The following is an 18,753-nucleotide window of genomic DNA, read 5'->3' as shown; positions in this document are numbered from 1 at the left end:
TATTTACTTGCCGTTACGCAAAGTACCCCTGTAAATACCAATTTTTTTGTGGCGTACGATATACCCAGCACAGTCGCCCCTTGTCGCTACGGGCAATATAGTAATCTCGCTGAATTGAATGTTCGTGCCACCAATTGGTTTGTATTCGCTCTGGCCCATGCAATATAGAGACATGTTCCTTTAATGGCACCGCCACAGCCGTCATTAAGCTTGGCCGCAACTTGTACCGCCCCTCAAATGTTTTTTGATCAGCTGCCCGCCCTTTGGTATTTTCTATAGTATTCTCGATAGCAAGTCCTTCGCTATACTGAGTGGCTAACTGTGGGTGATGTTGATCAATTAAACATACCCCTTTGACTTTATTATCCCCGAGCTTAGCTTGTATTACCGCCACAAGTTCATCCACCGAAACTTGGGGCGACTTTTGACTAAATAAGTCACCACTGTCAGCAGTTAACGGCCGTAACTGCCGAGCTAACAATCGGATGGCCACCACTGGCTCAGCGAGCTTTACACTCTCTAATTTTAACCGTACGAGGGACAACCACTTTTCCATTTTGTATTCTCCCTGAGCCCGGTTAATGCTCAGTTCGATAAATTCCAAGTAACGATAGCGTAGATGTAGGGTTAATTGTTGAGTGACTAAACCACGTATACTTAAAAATTGTTCGAGTTGGATTAATAATCGTTTAATTGGGTGTTGTAATATTTGGCTGTTTTCAATCTCAAATAACAACTCAATATCAACATTAAATTCCGCAGGTGGGCGATAAAAAATAAGACCATGTTTAAACTCCCCCATCAACTTGCCAATATAATTGAGTAGATGAATATCAAAGCGTTTTGCCATTTCTTTTAAAGACAGCGCCAACAACTGTTTAGTTTGTTTCACACCAACCCGATGCAATGCATTAAGGGCTTTAGGCTCGAGTTCAAGCTGTTCAATCGCCAAACCATACAAAGCCTGTTTTAGCTTTTTAGGATCATCCAGCAAAGTGTTTAGCTTAGCTTGCGCCAATACCTTAGCCATTGCGGGCGTCGTACCTGTTGCATAATCGTATTGGTATCCTATTGGTTTAAGCACATATTCAATTTGCTGCCAATAAGACAGCAGCCCCTTATATAAGCACAACATATTGTCGATACGTAAATACATGCCGTGGGGAAAGGCTAAGGCAATATCCGCTGTAAATTCATATAACAACTGTGCCAGTTGCTGCAATGTCCTAAATTCAATATCCGGTTTGTACTCCATTACCTGTATATGCTGGTGCAAAGACAAGGCGGTTGCCAATCCCATGCCTTGTGTTATGCCTTGGCTTTTTGCCATCGCGTTAAGCTGCACAACTTCATTCTTTTTAGCGTCGACAATAATCACAACCTCTGGTGCTGGAGTCAGCTCTGTTCGCAAGGTTTCTCTTGAGCTGTCGAGAGCGTCAAGTTGCAAAGAATGAAAGTCGAGATATAACCACAACATAAGCGAACCTAGTGAACTGCAACTTTCGGAAATGCCACAACATTTGTGGTTGAGATAGGCGACGTTGTTAAGTCTGGCCATATGTCCCGCATGTCTACCGACAAGCCTTTGAAGCTGCGACCGCCTCGTTGCTTGTCGATATTCACGGTTATGCCCTCTGGTGCGGGGGCGAGGGTCATGCTGACATTAGACGGAATAGAAAATACCCCAGTTTGTTCCTGCTGATGCGTCATAATTCGATAAAGCAACAAACTGCTTTCACCTTGTTCACTGGCCAATAACAATCTACGAGACTGCTTTATCGACAATGTTTTTTGCCACAATAACACGGCACCACAACTGCCGCTTTTTAAGCATTGTTCAGCAACCCATAACATGCGTTCTGATTCATATTCTGAGATCACTAAAACCTTGCTAAGGTCAATATCATTAGCCGCTAAAAACTCAGCGTCGAGCATCGCCGGCGGTCCAATAAATACGAGTAAACCCAACGTCTGTTTTTGCTTCAAATAAGGCAACATAAGGCGAAGCTCACCAATGCCCATTGGGGTTTTAATTTCCATCACCCCCTGTGGCGGTAATCCTCCTGAAAGCGCATTATCTAAAGTCACAAATCCGGTTTTTACCCGACCAACAAGTTGATCATTTTTATTGCCGAACCAAATAAGGCCTCGGTTCTGATATTTATCAATTTCTAACATAATGTTACTCGCACCGCGTACAATACTGTATATAAAAACAGTATATATACAGTTAATAATTATGCCAATAAAGAAATGTTACAAACCCGATTTCTGTACTTTATTAAATGATTTATATAAGAAAATAGTTAACTAGAACGTAATATTGGTAATAATGCTCTTTTAATATGGATCTTGCTTATAATGTATATATGTTGATTTTTAGGCTGTAACGTAGTTTACTGCGCGCCTTTAAAAATGCACGCCGAGGGAGATCTTGTCGTGCTTAGTCCGTGTTCTAAAAGGAATCAAAATGTTACGCATCATTCGTGTAAGTGCGCTGTTAAGTTTAGGCTTAGTACTGACCCTGTTTTCTACCGTTATTTCTGCCAACACTTTCACTGAAGGTTTAAAGAGTAAACAACTTACCATCGGGGCTGAAATCAACCCTCTGACCTTTATTGCCAGCACTGACTCCCGGGTATATTTTAATGCTGGTGTGTCTATTTTTAATCGTAATAACAGCACTGAAATTGCGTTTCCAATCGACTACAAAAACATTCAAAACGGCGAAGACCAATTTACGGCATTAAACATCAGTGCCCACTACCGTAAGTTTTTAAATAAGGGCATCGAAGGGTATTATTTTTCTGGTGCAACACGCTTAACCACAATCAACTCTGATACAACTAAGCTGGGACTTGGTTTTGGTTTTGGTTACCGTAAGATGTTTAACTCAGGTTTATATTGGGGCAGCAGCATTTTGCTTGGCCGCTACTTTGGCGACAACGACAAATACGACACGTCTTCGTTAAACAGTTTTGATACGTTAGAAGACAAAGCAGTGATGTTCGACATCGAATTTCTTAAAATTGGTTTAATGTTCTAACCGCAATTTTTCTAATGCTTTATAACGAGTTGGCTGTTACCTATAGCCAACTCGTTACGCGATAAAACAAATTCAGCAACACAAATACTTATTCATCCAATAGACTGCTATACTTACGACCTTACAATTACCCATCAAGGTCACCTGTTTTGTCTGCACACTGTTTTTCTACACTTTCACTAAAACCTGAACTTACCGACAACCTAACAACATTAGGTTATGACCAAATGACACCGATACAAGCTCAAAGCTTACCGGTTATTTTGGAAGGTAAAGATATTATCGCGCAAGCCAAAACTGGCTCAGGTAAAACCGCGGCATTTGGTTTGGGTTTACTGCAAAATCTAGACGTAAAACGTTTTCGCATTCAAGCCATGGTGTTATGCCCCACCCGTGAATTGGCCGACCAAGTTGCGATTGAAATTCGTAAGCTGGCTCGCGGTATTCACAACATAAAAGTATTAACTTTATGTGGTGGTACACCAATGGGGCCGCAAATAGGTTCTCTTGAGCACGGCGCGCACATTATTGTTGGCACGCCTGGTCGAATTTTGGATCACTTAGATAAAGGTCGCATCAATCTAGATGAAATGAATACCTTTGTTTTAGACGAAGCTGACAAGATGTTGGAAATGGGTTTTCAAGACTCTATTGATGCCATTATTGAAGCGGCACCTGTCGAGCGTCAAAGCTTACTATTTAGCGCAACATTCCCTGAGCAAATTAACTGGATCGCCGGTAAATTACTGCGTAACCCAGTCAATGTAAAAGTCGAATCAGAGCAAAGCGACAGCACCATTGAACAGCAATTTTTCCTTGTTCAAGACAAAGAGCAGCGCAAAGAGGCATTGCATTTATTGTTAATGCAGCATAAACCTGAATCATGCGTAGTATTTTGTAATACCAAACAAGCGACGTTTGATGTTACCGACTACTTAGCCGCTCGAGGTTTTAGTGTAGCTGTTTTAAATGGTGATTTGGAACAAAAAGAACGTGACCAAACGCTTATTCGTTTTGCTAATAAAAGCATCTCTATTTTAGTTGCCACCGACGTTGCGGCTCGTGGATTAGACATCGACAAGCTTGACGCCGTGATCAACTACGAACTCGCCCATGACGCCGACACACACGTACACCGAATCGGCCGTACTGGTCGTGCTGGTGAGCAAGGACTTGCTTGCAGCCTTTATGTCAATCGTGATTCAAGTAAGTTAGTAGACATTGAAGATTACCAAAAAATTACAATTAGCGAATCCGATCTACCCGACGCTGACGTCTTAAACGCGGAAGTGTATGGGCCACAAATGGCAACCCTCAGAATTGACGGCGGTAAAAAACAAAAAGTTCGTCCTGGTGATATTTTAGGTGCCTTAACGGGGAAAGATGGCATTCCTGGTAGCGATGTCGGCAAGATCAATGTTACTGATTACTGCGCCTATGTTGCAGTGAAAAAAGTCTCTGCAGGTTTTGCACTGAAAAAGCTTGAAAACGGTAAGTTGAAAGGTCGTAACTTCCGAGTGTGGCGCATTAGATAGTCGTATTTTAGGGCCTCACCTTAACTTCAAAGCGACGTTTAACCGCAACTGTAATTAGGCAGTTAGGAAGCATAAAAAAGGGCTGTCGCCAGCCCAAGAGGTGTAAAAACTGATATTGAGGTAGCGTCATTCACACTACCTCAATTTAAATGACTACAGTGAATATTTGGCATTCACCTGAATGTAATTGGAATCTGCATCGGCTTCCGCCATTTCGAAATTCCCGAATTCAAAACCATATGTTAAATTTTTGTTAATGGATTTAAAGAGGTTAACGCCCCAATGAGAACGGTCTCGATCACTTTCGGCCGTTGTATGATTGCCATAAAAGACATTTGAACGGTACGTATCATTCCAAAAATGACGATACGCCACCATAATTGCAGTGGACTCCTCAACTTCTTCACCCACTAAATCTGTCGCTGCAGCGGCACCTACATAACGGCCAGTATTACCACCATGTAATTGGAATCGGAAATCATCTTTAGCACCCACTTTAATCTTACCTGAGATGCCATAACCAATAGCTGATTTAGACTCATCCATTGTGGTTGTAAGCTGTTTAACAACCCCCGCAAAGGCAACAGAACCCCAATCACCAGACACTGTGTATTTAGCAATCACATCCGGTAAAACATCTTTAGCGCCATAACCCGTTGCACCTTCATAACCACCGTAAGATTCTGGGTTTTCTAACGCAAACTGAAAATTGCCATTGGTATAACGGATCTGAGTTTGTCGAATAAAACCAGAGGCCACTAACGGTCCAGCAAAATCAACCGCTTCAGCCAGCGCACCAGTATTAACAAATGTTGACCACGTTTGGCCTACTGTCCAATTTCCCTTGCGAATAAACGCGTGGCGAAGTCGTGGATGACGAGAATTTGTTAGTTTTTCATTACCACCGCCGCCAAACAAGTCAAATTCAATAAAGCCTGTAATGTCACCATGTTCGTATTTTGTATTGATCCGAGATGAATTGACATGCATACGCAAACTCGAAATATCGTCTTTTATCGCATGACCAATCCAAAAGTCGTCGTTCACTAAACTGGAACTGGCGTTACCATCTATATAACGGGCATCTGCAGCTATAAAGCCGCCAAATGTCAGTTTGTCTTCTTCAGAAAGTTCAAAAGTATACCCGGCGTTCGCCGATGAAGCAGCTGATAACCCCAAAACCAATAATGTATTGCGTGTGCTCTTAAGTTTCATGACCTGTTCCTCGTTAACACAGCGATAGGCCAAAATACGACAAGCCAACTGTGTGCTTTATTATTTGTGTGTGTTTTCTGTTTTTTGTGTTCTTGTGTTTTTATTTTGTGTTTCTATTTTTTATTTTTTATTTTTTATTTTTGGGCGGCGCCACACGTTAGTGTGACGCCTATCTGTTGATTGTTTTTATAAGTTAAAATTAAAGGGTGGTTATTCTTCCAATGTTGACAAGTCGCCTTCATCTTGTCCTAAAGCTCTCGCTTTAAGCACTCGGCGCATGATTTTCCCTGAACGAGTTTTTGGTAATGACTCAACAAATTCGACCGACTCTGGTGTCGCGATTTTGCCCATTTCATGACCAACATGTGCTCGTAACTCAGCAGCTAGCTTTTGATCTCCAACCATTCCCTGCTTTAAAATCACATAAGTATGGATAGCGTTGCCTTTAAGTTCGTGTGGCAGACCAATAGCTGCAGCTTCATTCACTGCTGGGTGGCTGATTAAAGCACTTTCAATTTCAGCAGTACCAAGTCGGTAACCACTTACTTTTAATACTTCATCCATTCGACCAATAACCCAAATGTAGCCATCGCTGTCTTTTTTGGCACTGTCGCCCGCTAAATAACGCCATTTGTCGCCAACTTTCGACCAATATAAGTCTTGATAACGTTGGTCATCTTTAAAGACAGTACGTGCCATCCCCGGCCAAGGGTTATTGATAATCAACTTACCTTCTTCGCCTGCGCCAACTTCTTCACCGTCGTCATCGACAATTGTGATTTCATTGCCAAAAAATGGCTTGGTCGCTGAACCAGGTTTCAACGGTGTAATCGGTAATGGACAAATCATGAAACCACCGGTTTCGGTTTGCCACCAAGTATCGATGATCGGGCAACGTTCTTGACCAATAACTTTGTGGTACCACTTCCAGGCTTCTGGATTGATTGGTTCACCGACACTTCCCAATAAGCGTAAGCTTGTGAGATCGTGCTTTTGTGGCCAACGCTCACCAAAGCGCATCAAGCCACGAATTGCAGTTGGAGAAGTGTAAAGAATATTGATGCCGTATTTTTCGACTATCTGCCACCAGCGATTTGGGTAAGGATAGTTTGGCGCACCTTCGTATAACATAATCGTCGCGCCGTTAATCAATGGTCCGTAAACAATGTAACTGTGACCAGTAATCCAACCAGGATCCGCGGCGCACCACCAGCGATCTTCAGGCTTAATATCAAATGCCATCCGGTGAGTCGTAGAGGTGTACACAGCATAACCGCCATGTGTATGGACCATACCTTTTGGCGAGCCGGTGGTGCCAGAGGTATATAAAATAAAAAGTGGGTCTTCTGAACTGGTTTGTTCGGTTTCACATTTTGGACTAGCAATTGGCAAGGCTTTTAAATCATGCAACCAAAAATCACGTGACGGTTCCATCTCAACGTCAAGTTCATTGTTTTTAACGCAGATACACACTTCAACACTCGGCGAGCGACTCATTGCATCATTAGCTATTGATTTAAGATCGATTTGTTTACCACGGCGCCAGCCACCATCGGCAGTGATCAATACTCTAGAATGCGCATCGTCAATTCGTGAAGCTAACGCTTCGGTACTAAAGCCACCATAAACGACAGAGTGAATTGCACCAATTTTAGCGCACGCTAACATAGCAAACACCAATTCTGGTATTTGTGGCATATAAATCGTAACGATATCGCCTTTTACTACGCCCATGCTTTTTAGAACGTTAGCAAACTGGCAGACTTCACGATTTAATCCGTTGTAAGAGAAATTACGAACCTGACCGTTTTCGCCTTCCCAGATAATCGCCATTTTATTTCGATTGGCATTTTTTAAATGACGGTCGATGGCATTATCAACGATGTTAATCGAACCACCGTCAAACCACTTGTAAAATGGCGCATTGGATTCGTCTAAAACGCTATCCCATTTTTTATACCACGAGAGTGTATCTGCTTGTTCTGCCCAGAAACCTTCTCTGTCGGTTACAGAATAATTATAAAGCGCTTCATAATCGCTGACATTGGCTTGATCTATTACAGCTTGTGAAGGGTAAATAAATTCAGATTGGTTTGAGTCACTCATTGTGCGTCCTTCTGCTCTTTTATGCATTTAAATGGTCAACAGCAAACCTGTTTAACCAAATTCAAATTGATTGCACTTAGAGTAAGGAGTGTTTGGCGAATCGAACATTAGACCTAAGTCTAAAATAAGCCTAATTTGGCTAATACTTTAGTCTTATACGGAACAGAGTAACTGTCGTATTTTTGTCTTAACCCCTTGTTTATATTTATTAATTTCAGCCAAAAACAGTTCTGAGGTAGCAATTGCATCATTTAAGGCATTGTGAGCATGGTAGCTTGGAAGTTGAAAGCTCTGGCGCAAGCTTTCCAGCCGAAATATTGAAGGGTCGTAATGTTGACCGCCAATATCGAGTCGTTTTTTTGCCAACAATAACGTATCTATCATCATCAATGGAGGGCGCACTCCGTAAAGTTCAAAACAAACTTGCCGTAAAAATTGACGTTCTATCTTGGCATAATGGACCAACATGACTTTCCCAGCTAACGCCAGTAGTAGCTGATCAACAGCGGTTTTTAATTCAATGCCCTGCTCTTTTTCTGAATCCGTGATCTGATGGACAACAACATTATTCGCTTCTAATTTGCCTTTGGTTTTTATTATATTGTGACAGCTACTCGCCAATTTTATTTTGCCACCATCAATTTCAATTGAACCGATACTAAGCAATTGGTGCGTCATTGCATTTAAACCCGTTGTCTCAAAATCTACCGACAGTAAAGTCAGTTCACTAATAGTTGCATTTTTGTCTGGAAAAGGTACCGACAAATATTCTTTTAAGGCCCCCTCTGGCACACGCCTAAGCGCCCGCTTTCGCTGTTGTTCAGCCGATAGAAAAGACTCAAAAAAAGGCCACATTAGTAAGCAACCTGGCGGTTATTTTGCAACGTTTTAATCACCTTAAAAACATCTTTTAGATGTTCTTGTTCCAATCTAGAAATAGTTTTGGGCGGTAAGTAATTGTCTGGTTTTTTTCCTGCTGATAATAATCGCGCCTGATGACTTAGACGTAAATAGCCTAAAAATTCAAACGCATCAATTAGGCTTCTGGCCATCGACTTAGTTAGCGATGGCGTTCCGGCCACAGCCTGTAGTCTTGCTAACGTATTCACAGCTGCAACACCTTCTTGTAAGGCATAAATTCGGGCAAGATCGACAATTGGCGCAATGCCATTGTGTTTTAAATCCAAGACCTTTTCGTTATCGCCATTTTCCACCAACACAAAACCTCGGAAAAAACCCAGAGGTGGTCGATGAGCAAGCGCATTTCGTGACAAATGGGCGATAAACAAAGAATTGTTTTTAGTTTTTTCTAACATTTTGTCTCTTACTTCGTTTAATAGAGACGCATCACCGTGTACGGTAGTAAGATCAAAAAAGACACTGGAATTTAGCAGTGCTTGGGGACTTGGGTTCACCACCCATTTATGAAAATATTTGTGCCAAACCGATTGCGTTTGTCGCCATTTGGAGTTAGTTGCCATTATGTCACCGGGGCAATAAATAAACCCACACGCCGCTAAACCATCGCAAACAAAAGTGGCAAGGTCTTGATACCAATAGGCATCCTGGGGCTGTAGCTTGTCAGAAATAATCATCGCATTGTCTTGATCAGAGTGCGCAAACTGCTCAAGTCTGGCCTGAGATCCCGCCGCAAGCCAGGCATACGGTACCGGGGCTGGCCCTAATAAGTTTTCCGCCATTGTGATCAGTCGAACCGTAAACGCCATGGTAATCGCACTAATGCTTTTGCCTACATGATCAGAGGTTGTCCCAAGTTTTGACATTCTAATTTGCAACTTTGGTAACATCTTACTTATTTCAGTTAGCTCACTAATTTTATTCGCTTTGGCAACTAAACTAGAAATATTAACGGCGTTGTTACCTTCATGGTTCATCAAATCTGTTACTGTAACCATACCAGCTAATCGGCCATTGGAGGTTACTGGTAAATGATGAATATTCCGACTCGTCATGACTATCAAGGCGTCGTATGCACTGTCATTGGTATCTAACGTCAATACATCACGACTCATGATATCGGATACCGGCATTAAAGGGTCTAACCCTTCTCCGACGCAACGCGTACGGATATCTTTGTCCGTCACAATGCCAACCATCTCACCTTGCCTGGTCACGACTAAACAAGAATAACCTTGCTCTGTCATTTGCTGAGCGGTTTGTTGAATATTGAGTTTCATATCTATCGTCGCAGCAGGCGTATGGTACACATGTTCAACTTGGGTGTTCATTAAAGTGGATGATACAACGGCATCATCACTAAATTTTTCCATTCGTTTTTTAAGACGCTGCGCTGCGGTTTGAGCAAAAAACGCTTCGGCTTCTTCACTTTCAGTAATGACCTCGAGTAGCGCTTCCCGATCAATGCAATAAAGTAAGGTGTCTTCCTCGGTCACAACAGAAATTTTAACATTTTCATCCGGCAGTAAAAAAACCGAACAAAGATCACCTTCACCGTACTTACTTAATAATTCGTTGTCATTGCCAAAATAGGCCAGTGCCCCTTTGCGAATAAAATACAAAACAGCTTTTTGATCCCCCTCGGGAGGCAGGCTGGAATTAGACGCCACATATTGAATATATATATTTCGGGTTAATCGAGAAATTTGCTCCTCTGACAAAGTATCAAATGGCGGAATAACCCGAATAAAATCGTGTACTTCAGATAAATCGTTAGACATATTTCTCCACCTATTAACCGCTTTATATCAGGATTGCACATTAAAACAGACTGTTAGAGTTTTAGAGCAGTTAAGAAAATGGGTCAACCGCTTAGACTACATTCTAGACTAAAGTTTAATACCGCTAGTTGAAAATTGTTGTTAGCTTAACTATGGCGATGGGCTAGAGAACAAATTTATACCAAAAATAAGATAACAGGCCATCACTTCAACAGTGTTTAAACAATTTTAAAAATCTAGGAGAGGATCGTGGAGAATCAAAGCTCATATTGGCGGGAAAACCTTCGTCTAATATTTATCTGCCTAGCCATTTGGTTTGTTGTTTCATTTGGGTTTGGCATTTTACTTGTCGAACAACTCAATGAATTCCGCTTAGGCGGCTACAAATTAGGCTTCTGGTTTGCGCAACAAGGCTCAATTTATACCTTTTTAGGTCTCATTTTTTGGTATACCAAAAAGATGAACGACTTAGACAAAAAATATAATGTCGAGGAAGAATAATGGAAGAGTTAAAACTTTATACTTACATTGCCGTCTTCGGTTCATTTGCTGTCTATTTTGGTATAGCTTGGTGGGCACGTGCGGGATCTACAAGTGACTTTTATGTTGCTGGCGGTGGTATAACACCACTGCAAAATGGTATGGCGATTGGTGCCGATTGGATGAGTGCCGCGTCATTTATCTCGATGGCAGGTCTGATTGCTTTTTTAGGCTACGGTGGCTCAGTATTTTTAATGGGTTGGACCGGTGGTTATGTCCTCTTGGCAATGCTACTCGCCCCTTACATGCGAAAACACGGTAAGTTTACGGTTCCTGAGTTTATCGCAGATAGATACTATTCTAAAACAGCACGTGTTGTTGCGGTTATCTGTTTAATCATAGCGTCTCTTACTTACATTATCGGTCAAATGAAAGGCGTTGGCGTCGCGTTTTCTCGATTCCTAGAAGTTGATTATGATCTTGGTCTATATATTGGTATGGCCGTTGTTTGGGTTTACGCGGTTCTTGGTGGTATGAAAGGGATTACTTACACTCAGATTGCTCAGTACTGTGTCCTTATCTTTGCTTATACTATCCCTGCTGTATTTATCTCATTGCAACTTACCGGTAACCCAATCCCACAACTTGGCTTAGGCAGTACATTAGCAGACGGCAGCGGTGTTTATCTATTAGATAAACTCGACATGGTTGTAACGGATTTAGGCTTTAAAGAATACACAACTGACAACATGGGCGGCACGTTAAATATGTTTGCTTATACATTGTCACTGATGATTGGTACTGCTGGTTTACCACACGTCATCATGCGCTTCTTCACTGTACCATCGGTTAAAGCGGCTCGTATGTCTGCTGGTTACGCATTAGTATTCATCGCTTTGTTATACACAGTAGCTCCTGCAGTAGGCGCGATGGCTCGACTTAACCTAATGAATACGATTGAACCTGTTGCTGGTCAAAACCTAGAGTACGCAGAACGTCCTCAGTGGTTTAAAGATTGGGAAAAAACCGGGTTGTTGCAATATCAAGACAAAAACAACGACGGTAAAATACAATACACTGCAAATGCTGAAACTAATGAAATGGTGAAAGTTGACCGTGACATTATGGTTCTAGCAAATCCAGCTATTGCTAACTTGCCAAATTGGGTCATTGCACTGGTAGCCGCAGGTGGTATTGCCGCCGCGTTATCCACAGCCGCCGGTTTGTTGCTCGCCATTTCGTCATCGGTATCCCATGACTTAATGAAAGGCGTACTTACCCCTGATATTTCAGAGAAAAACGAGTTATTTGCAGGCAGGGTGGTAATGACAATTTCAATCATTGTCGCCGGCTATCTGGGGCTCAATCCGCCTGGCTTTGCCGCAGGAACAGTTGCCCTAGCATTTGGACTCGCTGCATCTTCGATATTCCCAGCACTAATGATGGGTATATTCTCTAAGAAGATGTCAGGCCCAGCTGCAGTATGGGGAATGTGTTCAGGTATCGGTGTGACTATGTTGTATGTATTCCAACACAAGGGCATCATGTTCATCAGTGGTACTGAGTTCCTTGGTGGTTTAGAGCCTAACTGGTTCTTTGGAATTTCACCAAATGCGTTTGGCGCTGTTGGTGCGTTAGTTAACTTTACTGTTGCCTTTATAATTCTTAAAGCGACTTCTGAAGCTCCTCAACACATACAAGATATGGTTGAAAACTTCCGTACACCACATGGTAAAGTTGCCGCTGCGCACGACCACTAGAATTAATAAAACTCGATAAAATAAGACTCCCTCGGGAGTCTTTTCTTTTTACTGTTACAGGTAAAAATTAGTTGCATTAACTCATTGGAAACTATAAAAAAGAAATATGAATAAACATACTCGACTCGCATTTATCATCGCCCCGTTTCTGGCTGTCCTCGGCTGGATTGGATCCGATCTTTGGCTGGAACTCGAAAAACCTGAAAACCAATTTTTTAAGCTAACCACTGAAAATGACTATTGTGATGTTATAGCAAAACAGTGCATTCTTCGTTCCGGTGATATTAAACTTAGTCTATACACTGCAACGGATGGTGAAGACAAAGATAGAACAGTCATCAATTCAACTTATCCGTTAGACGACGCCACGCTCTTTTTAGTCGACAACCAAGGTACGGCTACACCTTTTCGAATGGCTCTACTTCAAACACCATACTATTGGTACGAACATACGCCTTTTGCCAAACTGAATGCCGCCAAGGGAAGCAAACAAGTTTTCCGCGTTATTGCCACAATCAAAGGCAATCAATACGCAGGTGAATTTACTAGTACAACGCAGAGCACTCAATTGCCTGCTAAAGAAGACTAAATGTTCGCAAACTGGCAACTGATAAGCATCAGCATTAGTTACATAATGCTGCTGTTTCTCATTGCTTATTTAGGTGACCGTTACCGCCACCGAATTAAACAAACTTATCAGCCTATTATTTATGCTCTTACTTTAGGGGTGTATTGCACGTCCTGGAGCTTTCTTGGCACGAGTGGCCAGGCCGCTAGTAATGTGTTGTCACATATTCCCATATTTCTTGGCCCGATTTTACTCTTTGTATTTGCATGGCCATTTATTCAACGCATGATTAATGTCAGCTTAAAGCTAAACATTACGTCTATTGCCGACCTTATTGCATCACGTTACGGAAAATCAAAACACCTCGCCCGACTCGTTACAACCGTCGCCCTCGTCGGCACATTGCCTTATCTTGCACTGCAATTAAAAGCAATTGTCTATACATTCCAACAGCTTCAATTTGCGCCAGGGTTTGAACATTGGCAACTTGGTCTAGGCGTAAGTTTGGTATTGGTGTGGTTCACTGTCATCTTTGGTATTCGCTCAATAGAGGTTACAGAGCGCCACCCTGGGGTTATGTTAGCCATCGCGTTTGAATCGTTAATGAAGCTCATTGCGTTTGCCGCGGTTGGTATATTTGCCAGCTTTTTCCTGTTCGATTCCCCTGTAGATATCTGGCAGCAGGCCCAGCAAAAAATAAACCTAACGCAACAATTTTCTCTACCTAACTTAACATCTATGTTTGGTTTGCTTATTGTTGTCATGGCTGCGTTTTTAGCCTTACCGCGCCAATTCCAAGTTATGGTCGTCGAGCTTAAATTTGAAAAAGACACCTGGTTAAGCCGCCGTTTGTTCCCTCTTTATTTAATGGTATTTGCCTTATTTGCGATCCCTCTTGGGCTCGCAGGATATATGTTACTTGGGGACACCGTCCCCAGCGACGCCTACGTATTATTTTTACCACAGTTAACCAACAACTCGTGGTTAACACTACTGACCTTTATTGGTGCGATATCCGCAGCAAGTTCGATGGTCATTATTACAGCAATCGCACTGAGTACTATGATCAGCAATGAGATTGTATTCCCAATTTTATTTAAATCTACAGGTAAGTCGGATACCGATTTTGATACATTTAGAGTGCGACTTCTTAACGTTCGTAAGGTGCTCGTCTTTGTCGTGATCATGCTGGGCTATGGCGCATTCTATTTTGCTTCACCAGATACTCTTTCGGCACTAGGTGAAATTGCCTTTGGCGCAATTGGTCAACTCACCCCAGCACTAATCACCGCTTTTTACTCTCGGAGTGTCACCCTAAAAGGGGTTTATAGCGGTATTGTGGTGGGCTTTAGTATGTGGCTCGCACTAAACTTTCTACCAGAACTTGGGCTTTATGCTCATCCTTTCCAAGAGGCACCAGTTCCGAGTTACACTATAATTACCTTACTCAGTCTAACCTCTAATATTTTTGTCATGTGGCTGGTGTCGCAATTCACCCGCCCTAGCGTGCAAGAGCGCGTGCAAAGCGCCTTGTTTTTCGAACAATCCACTAAGCTCGTGGTTAGCTCCCCCAAATACCGTCAGTTAAATGAAGCCGAGCTAGTCGCTTTAATGGCGCGGTTTGTAGGTGAATCGTCAGCACGCAGTAAATTTGAAAAATTTAACCAATACAATAATAAAAAACATCTTAGTAAACAGGTTTATATTCAAAAACTCATTGAACACACTGAACAAACGCTTGCCAGTGTAATGGGGTCATCCTCTGCCCGCCTTGTGTTGCATTCAGCACTCGAAGGTCGGGATATTGCACTCAATGAACTCGCTTTGTTAGTTGAAGACGCATCTGCACAACGCTTGGAATTTAGTAAAAATTTACTGCAAAGTGCGATTGAAAACGCCAGTGAGGGTATCTCCATTGTCGACGGTGACTTAAACCTTGTGGCTTGGAATAAACGATATGTCGAATTGTTTGAATACCCAAAAGAGCTACTTTATGTCGGATGCCCTATCGAACCCCTTATCCGCTTTAACGTTGAAAAAGGCCTTACAGGCCCGGGCGACGTTGACAAACAAGTCGCTCGCCGAGTCAATTTCTTAAAGCAGGGTAGTCCCCATAATTCAGAGCGCCAACATAACAATGGCAAGGTCATTAGTATCCAAGGTAACCCTCTGCCTGACGGTGGTTTTGTGATGTTGTTCACTGACATCACAACGTACCGTCAAGCCGAACGATACCTTAAAGAAGCTAATCTAGATCTCGAAAGCCGAGTTATCGAGCGCACGCAAAAGCTAGAAGAAACCAATCGGGAGCTTGAAGTCGCGCGGGAAAGATCAGAAACCGCTCATATCAAAAAGAGTCAATATCTAAATGCCGTAAGTCATGACCTAATGCAGCCCCTTGAAGCTGCCCGTTTGTTTACATCTGCTTTGGCGAGTCAACCAGAGTTAACCGACGAACAACTGGTGCAGGTTAACAATATCAACGACTCGTTAAAGGTGGCTAACGACCTGTTGGCCAACCTTGGTGAAATCGCCCGTATAGAAAGCGGTAATATTCACCCTCAATTCGACAGCTTTTCATTAACAGCCTTATTTGAGGAACTTAAACGAGATTTCTCTGCGGTCATTGACAAACAGCAGGTCGAGGTACGATTTGTAAAAACCGAAGTTTGGGTTAAATCCGACCGCCACTTATTGCGCCGCATCTTGCAAAATTTACTTGGTAATGCGATTCGATATACTGCGCCTGGCAAAGTACTGCTTGGTGTTCGACGCTCTGGCAACAATGTAGTCGTTCAAGTGCTTGATAATGGCGATGGTATTCCACTGGATAAGCAACAGCTAGTTTTTGAACAATTCACCCAATTGAATACCAACAAGCAATCCGGTGCTAAAGGCTTAGGGTTGGGGCTGAGTATTACAAAAAGTTTAGCTGAACTCCTCAACCACCCTCTAACACTAACCTCTCGAAGTGGTCATGGCTGTAATTTTAGTATTACCATCCCGCAAGCGGTCCCTCAATTCACTTCACCTGTTGCTACACCAACGCCAAAACGCTCCGCTACTGCGCAGAGTGTAAGCTTGCAAGGTGTAACTGTGTTATGTATCGATAATGACCCTGCGGTTCTCAATGGGATGGTAGAATTACTTAAAAGTTGGCAATGCAACGTAATTAGCGCCGCCTCCACGACGGAAGCTAAAGAAAAGTATCAGCAACAAAAAGACGATATAGCCATTGCTTTGGTGGATTATCAGCTTGAAAACGACCGAACAGGTATCAAGTTAATTGAAGAACTAAGAAGCACCTCAGAACGTTATCTACCGGCAATATTGATAACTGCGACAACCGAGGTTGGTATAGAGCATAAAGCCGCGAATGCAGATTTAGGGTTTATGAGGAAGTTAGTTAAGCCAGCAGCACTTCGTGCGCTAATCAATGCCAAACTAGCTGAAAGGCTTCGTAAACAATTTGTCGACTGATCCATTGCCAACAAATTCAAGATACTAGAGGCTTACTATTTTGACGTAGATAATTCCGTTTCAAATGCCGTGCCTGATAAATCAAGTTCATTAAGCGTAATAACCGCCTGTGTACGATTTCGTACGTTTAACTTTTTAAAGATAGCAGTTGCATGGGCTTTAATCGTGGCCTCTGACACATGTAAATCGTAGGCAATTTGTTTGTTTAACAGCCCTTCGGCAAACATCATCAAAATTTTATACTGCTGTGGCGTCAAGCTTGCGATTCGTTCTGCAATATCGGATTTTCCTGATTGTGCGGTTTGAGCAGAAAAATTAGGTGGGGTCCAAATATTGCCTGAAAACACTTCATTAATAGCCAAAAAGATGGTTTCTACCGGAGTTGATTTAGGAACAAAACCCGACGAACCATGCTCCATCGCAGAGGAGATAGTATCCACATCATCATATGCAGAAACAACAACAACTGGTATTTGAGGAAAATGACGCCTCACATGGATTAACGTATTAAAGCCATGAGCACCAGGAATATTGAGATCTAATAACAACAAATCCGCATCAGTATTTTCGGCCAGAAGTGTATTTAACTCATTAACATTTTCGGCTTCAAGCCATTGTGTATGCGTTAACTTTGACCTTAAGGTTTCTAATAGAGCCTGCCGAAATAATGGATGATCATCCGCAACAATAATTTTTTCTGGCTGCATATGGTTATATCGCTTTTGTTAAATTATCCCAGCGTCAGTCTAGTCTGAAATTAACAAATAGTTAATTAGACTTTTGTCTATTCGCACCTAAACCTAATGCAGATCAACAAAAGCCGCTTTTTTAACCTAGTATGAACGAACGATACAATTCTATGCAGGACTTACGTGGGAATCAACGTCAGTACCCGCGGTATTAGCAACGGAGGATGTCTTCACTTTGTGATTTTGAGTCAGTGGCGCTTTTTTATGATAACGGCCTAAAACCGAAGTCAAAACAAAAAAGCCAAGTGTCGAATACAGCAATTGTTCTACGGTATAACTTGTCAGAGCTAATAACACGACTAACAAATCAATTGATAAAATAACTTTGCCACTATGGATGCCGTATTTTTTCTCAATAAAAAGTGCAAGGATATTGACCCCACCAAGTGACGCATTATTTTTGAATATCAGCAATAATCCAACACCTATTAAACCGCCGCCGATAAACGAGGCTAGCCACATAGGGATTGAATTTAAAGAGATGAGCAATTGCATCGTATCTGCAAGAATAGAAACCAACACAATGCCAAACACACTTTTTAACGTAAACGTTTTTCCCATTTGACGGTAAGCGATAACAAAAAACGGCGCATTTACAATGAAGAACCATAACCCCATCGACAACCCCCAACTTTTAGTTGCGAGTGCGGCAAGACCTGCAGTGCCACCAACGATCATATGACTCGATTGTAAAAAGAATAATCCAAGGGCGACTAAGAAGCAGCCTTCAACTATTGCGTACCATTCAAATGCTATTTTTTTCATGACAACTCTGCGTAAATTCGACGGCACTATTTTAACCTATTAACTCTATCATTACTGAGTAATAGCTCTATTTATCCATTCAAACATTGCCCAAAATCGGCAAGAGATATTTACGCTTAAATAGTGCAAAAGACGGCTAAACCAAACAGTACCTGACTCTCAAGCCAAGATGCACTAATATTGGGATTTCCACCGTTAATAAAACTTGAATAACACATATATGTCACAATAATAGAGTAGAAACTAGTTCAACTAATCAATTCCAACTCAGTCTAAAAACAACAGGCAAATTGTCAAATGAATTGATGTTTACGTATTAACGCCATGTTATAACAATAAAAATAAATTAG

At 42.0% G+C, this 18,753-nt stretch carries 14 protein-coding genes; 6 read left to right on the top strand and 8 right to left on the bottom strand.

Features of this window, described 5'->3' with window-relative positions; all coding sequences use genetic code 11:
* Positions 1-13 precede the first annotated feature (13 nt).
* Both KO525_RS15215 and imuA read right to left on the bottom strand, forming a co-directional pair.
* Entirely contained in the window at positions 14-1,477 is a 1,464-nt protein-coding gene (locus KO525_RS15215; RefSeq protein WP_215964695.1) for a DNA polymerase Y family protein, read from the bottom strand.
* Positions 1,478-1,485: 8 nt separating this feature from the next.
* Positions 1,486-2,178 carry a translesion DNA synthesis-associated protein ImuA gene (gene imuA, locus KO525_RS15210; RefSeq protein ID WP_215964694.1) on the bottom strand — a complete coding sequence of 231 codons (693 nt, stop codon included), beginning with the start codon at positions 2,176-2,178 and terminating at the stop codon, positions 1,486-1,488.
* Positions 2,179-2,470: 292 nt separating this feature from the next.
* Here imuA and KO525_RS15205 point away from each other — a divergent pair, with 292 nt between their 5' ends.
* Together KO525_RS15205 and dbpA are read left to right on the top strand one after the other, a co-directional pair.
* Positions 2,471-3,046 (top strand): hypothetical protein, encoded by a 576-nt coding sequence (locus KO525_RS15205; RefSeq protein WP_215964693.1) that lies wholly within the window; start codon positions 2,471-2,473, stop codon positions 3,044-3,046.
* A gap of 149 nt (positions 3,047-3,195) precedes the next feature.
* A complete protein-coding gene (gene dbpA, locus KO525_RS15200; RefSeq protein WP_215964692.1) occupies positions 3,196-4,581 on the top strand; it encodes an ATP-dependent RNA helicase DbpA in 1,386 nt (461 codons plus the stop codon).
* 153 nt (positions 4,582-4,734) lie between these two features.
* Here the strand turns inward: dbpA and KO525_RS15195 are convergent, their stop codons facing one another.
* From KO525_RS15195 to KO525_RS15180, 4 genes are all read right to left on the bottom strand, one after another.
* Positions 4,735-5,796 (bottom strand): DcaP family trimeric outer membrane transporter, encoded by a 1,062-nt coding sequence (locus KO525_RS15195; RefSeq protein WP_215964691.1) that lies wholly within the window; start codon positions 5,794-5,796, stop codon positions 4,735-4,737.
* 210 nt (positions 5,797-6,006) lie between these two features.
* Complete coding sequence (gene acs / locus KO525_RS15190; protein ID WP_215964690.1) at positions 6,007-7,902, bottom strand: acetate--CoA ligase; 1,896 nt, start codon at positions 7,900-7,902, stop codon at positions 6,007-6,009.
* Positions 7,903-8,055: 153 nt separating this feature from the next.
* Positions 8,056-8,757, bottom strand: a complete 702-nt coding sequence (locus KO525_RS15185; RefSeq protein WP_215964689.1) for an exonuclease domain-containing protein — start codon at positions 8,755-8,757, stop codon at positions 8,056-8,058.
* Positions 8,757-10,601 (bottom strand): putative nucleotidyltransferase substrate binding domain-containing protein, encoded by a 1,845-nt coding sequence (locus KO525_RS15180; protein WP_215964688.1) that lies wholly within the window; start codon positions 10,599-10,601, stop codon positions 8,757-8,759. The genes KO525_RS15185 and KO525_RS15180 overlap by 1 nt, the downstream gene beginning before the upstream one ends.
* Before the next feature lie 249 nt (positions 10,602-10,850).
* On the opposite strand from KO525_RS15180, the gene KO525_RS15175 reads away from it, so the two are divergent.
* From KO525_RS15175 to KO525_RS15160, 4 genes are all read left to right on the top strand, one after another.
* Positions 10,851-11,102, top strand: a complete 252-nt coding sequence (locus KO525_RS15175; protein WP_215964687.1) for a DUF4212 domain-containing protein — start codon at positions 10,851-10,853, stop codon at positions 11,100-11,102.
* Complete coding sequence (locus tag KO525_RS15170) at positions 11,102-12,841, top strand: sodium:solute symporter family protein (RefSeq protein WP_215964686.1); 1,740 nt, start codon at positions 11,102-11,104, stop codon at positions 12,839-12,841. The genes KO525_RS15175 and KO525_RS15170 overlap by 1 nt, the downstream gene beginning before the upstream one ends.
* A 106-nt stretch (positions 12,842-12,947) precedes the next feature.
* Positions 12,948-13,430 (top strand): hypothetical protein, encoded by a 483-nt coding sequence (locus tag KO525_RS15165; RefSeq protein ID WP_215964685.1) that lies wholly within the window; start codon positions 12,948-12,950, stop codon positions 13,428-13,430.
* The gene (locus KO525_RS15160) at positions 13,431-16,889 is read left to right on the top strand and encodes a PAS-domain containing protein (protein WP_215964684.1); all 3,459 of its coding nucleotides are present in this window, start codon (positions 13,431-13,433) and stop codon (positions 16,887-16,889) included.
* Positions 16,890-16,924: 35 nt separating this feature from the next.
* Here KO525_RS15160 and KO525_RS15155 read toward each other — a convergent pair whose 3' ends face one another.
* Both KO525_RS15155 and KO525_RS15150 read right to left on the bottom strand, forming a co-directional pair.
* Positions 16,925-17,596, bottom strand: a complete 672-nt coding sequence (locus KO525_RS15155; protein WP_215964683.1) for a response regulator transcription factor — start codon at positions 17,594-17,596, stop codon at positions 16,925-16,927.
* A gap of 150 nt (positions 17,597-17,746) precedes the next feature.
* The gene (locus KO525_RS15150) at positions 17,747-18,403 is read right to left on the bottom strand and encodes a YitT family protein (RefSeq protein WP_215964682.1); all 657 of its coding nucleotides are present in this window, start codon (positions 18,401-18,403) and stop codon (positions 17,747-17,749) included.
* Positions 18,404-18,753 lie beyond the last annotated feature (350 nt).

The organism is Psychrosphaera sp. B3R10 (genome assembly GCF_018861025.1).
Lineage (GTDB): Bacteria > Pseudomonadota > Gammaproteobacteria > Enterobacterales > Alteromonadaceae > Psychrosphaera > Psychrosphaera algicola.
The sequence above is the reverse complement of the archived record's forward strand: the minus strand, read 5'-3'. Positions and strand labels throughout refer to the sequence as shown.

Bases quoted from the DNA above. Each gene is read 5' to 3' on its own strand.
- KO525_RS15215 (WP_215964695.1), bottom strand. From the start codon at position 1,477: ATGTTGTGGTTATATCTCGACTTTCATTCTTTGCAACTTGACGCTCTC.
- imuA (WP_215964694.1), bottom strand. From the start codon at position 2,178: ATGTTAGAAATTGATAAATATCAGAACCGAGGCCTTATTTGGTTCGGC.
- KO525_RS15205 (WP_215964693.1), top strand. From the start codon at position 2,471: ATGTTACGCATCATTCGTGTAAGTGCGCTGTTAAGTTTAGGCTTAGTA.
- KO525_RS15195 (WP_215964691.1), bottom strand. From the start codon at position 5,796: ATGAAACTTAAGAGCACACGCAATACATTATTGGTTTTGGGGTTATCA.
- acs (WP_215964690.1), bottom strand. From the start codon at position 7,902: ATGAGTGACTCAAACCAATCTGAATTTATTTACCCTTCACAAGCTGTA.
- KO525_RS15185 (WP_215964689.1), bottom strand. From the start codon at position 8,757: ATGTGGCCTTTTTTTGAGTCTTTTCTATCGGCTGAACAACAGCGAAAG.
- KO525_RS15180 (WP_215964688.1), bottom strand. From the start codon at position 10,601: ATGTCTAACGATTTATCTGAAGTACACGATTTTATTCGGGTTATTCCG.
- KO525_RS15170 (WP_215964686.1), top strand. From the start codon at position 11,102: ATGGAAGAGTTAAAACTTTATACTTACATTGCCGTCTTCGGTTCATTT.
- KO525_RS15165 (WP_215964685.1), top strand. From the start codon at position 12,948: ATGAATAAACATACTCGACTCGCATTTATCATCGCCCCGTTTCTGGCT.
- KO525_RS15160 (WP_215964684.1), top strand. From the start codon at position 13,431: ATGTTCGCAAACTGGCAACTGATAAGCATCAGCATTAGTTACATAATG.
- KO525_RS15155 (WP_215964683.1), bottom strand. From the start codon at position 17,596: ATGCAGCCAGAAAAAATTATTGTTGCGGATGATCATCCATTATTTCGG.
- KO525_RS15150 (WP_215964682.1), bottom strand. From the start codon at position 18,403: ATGAAAAAAATAGCATTTGAATGGTACGCAATAGTTGAAGGCTGCTTC.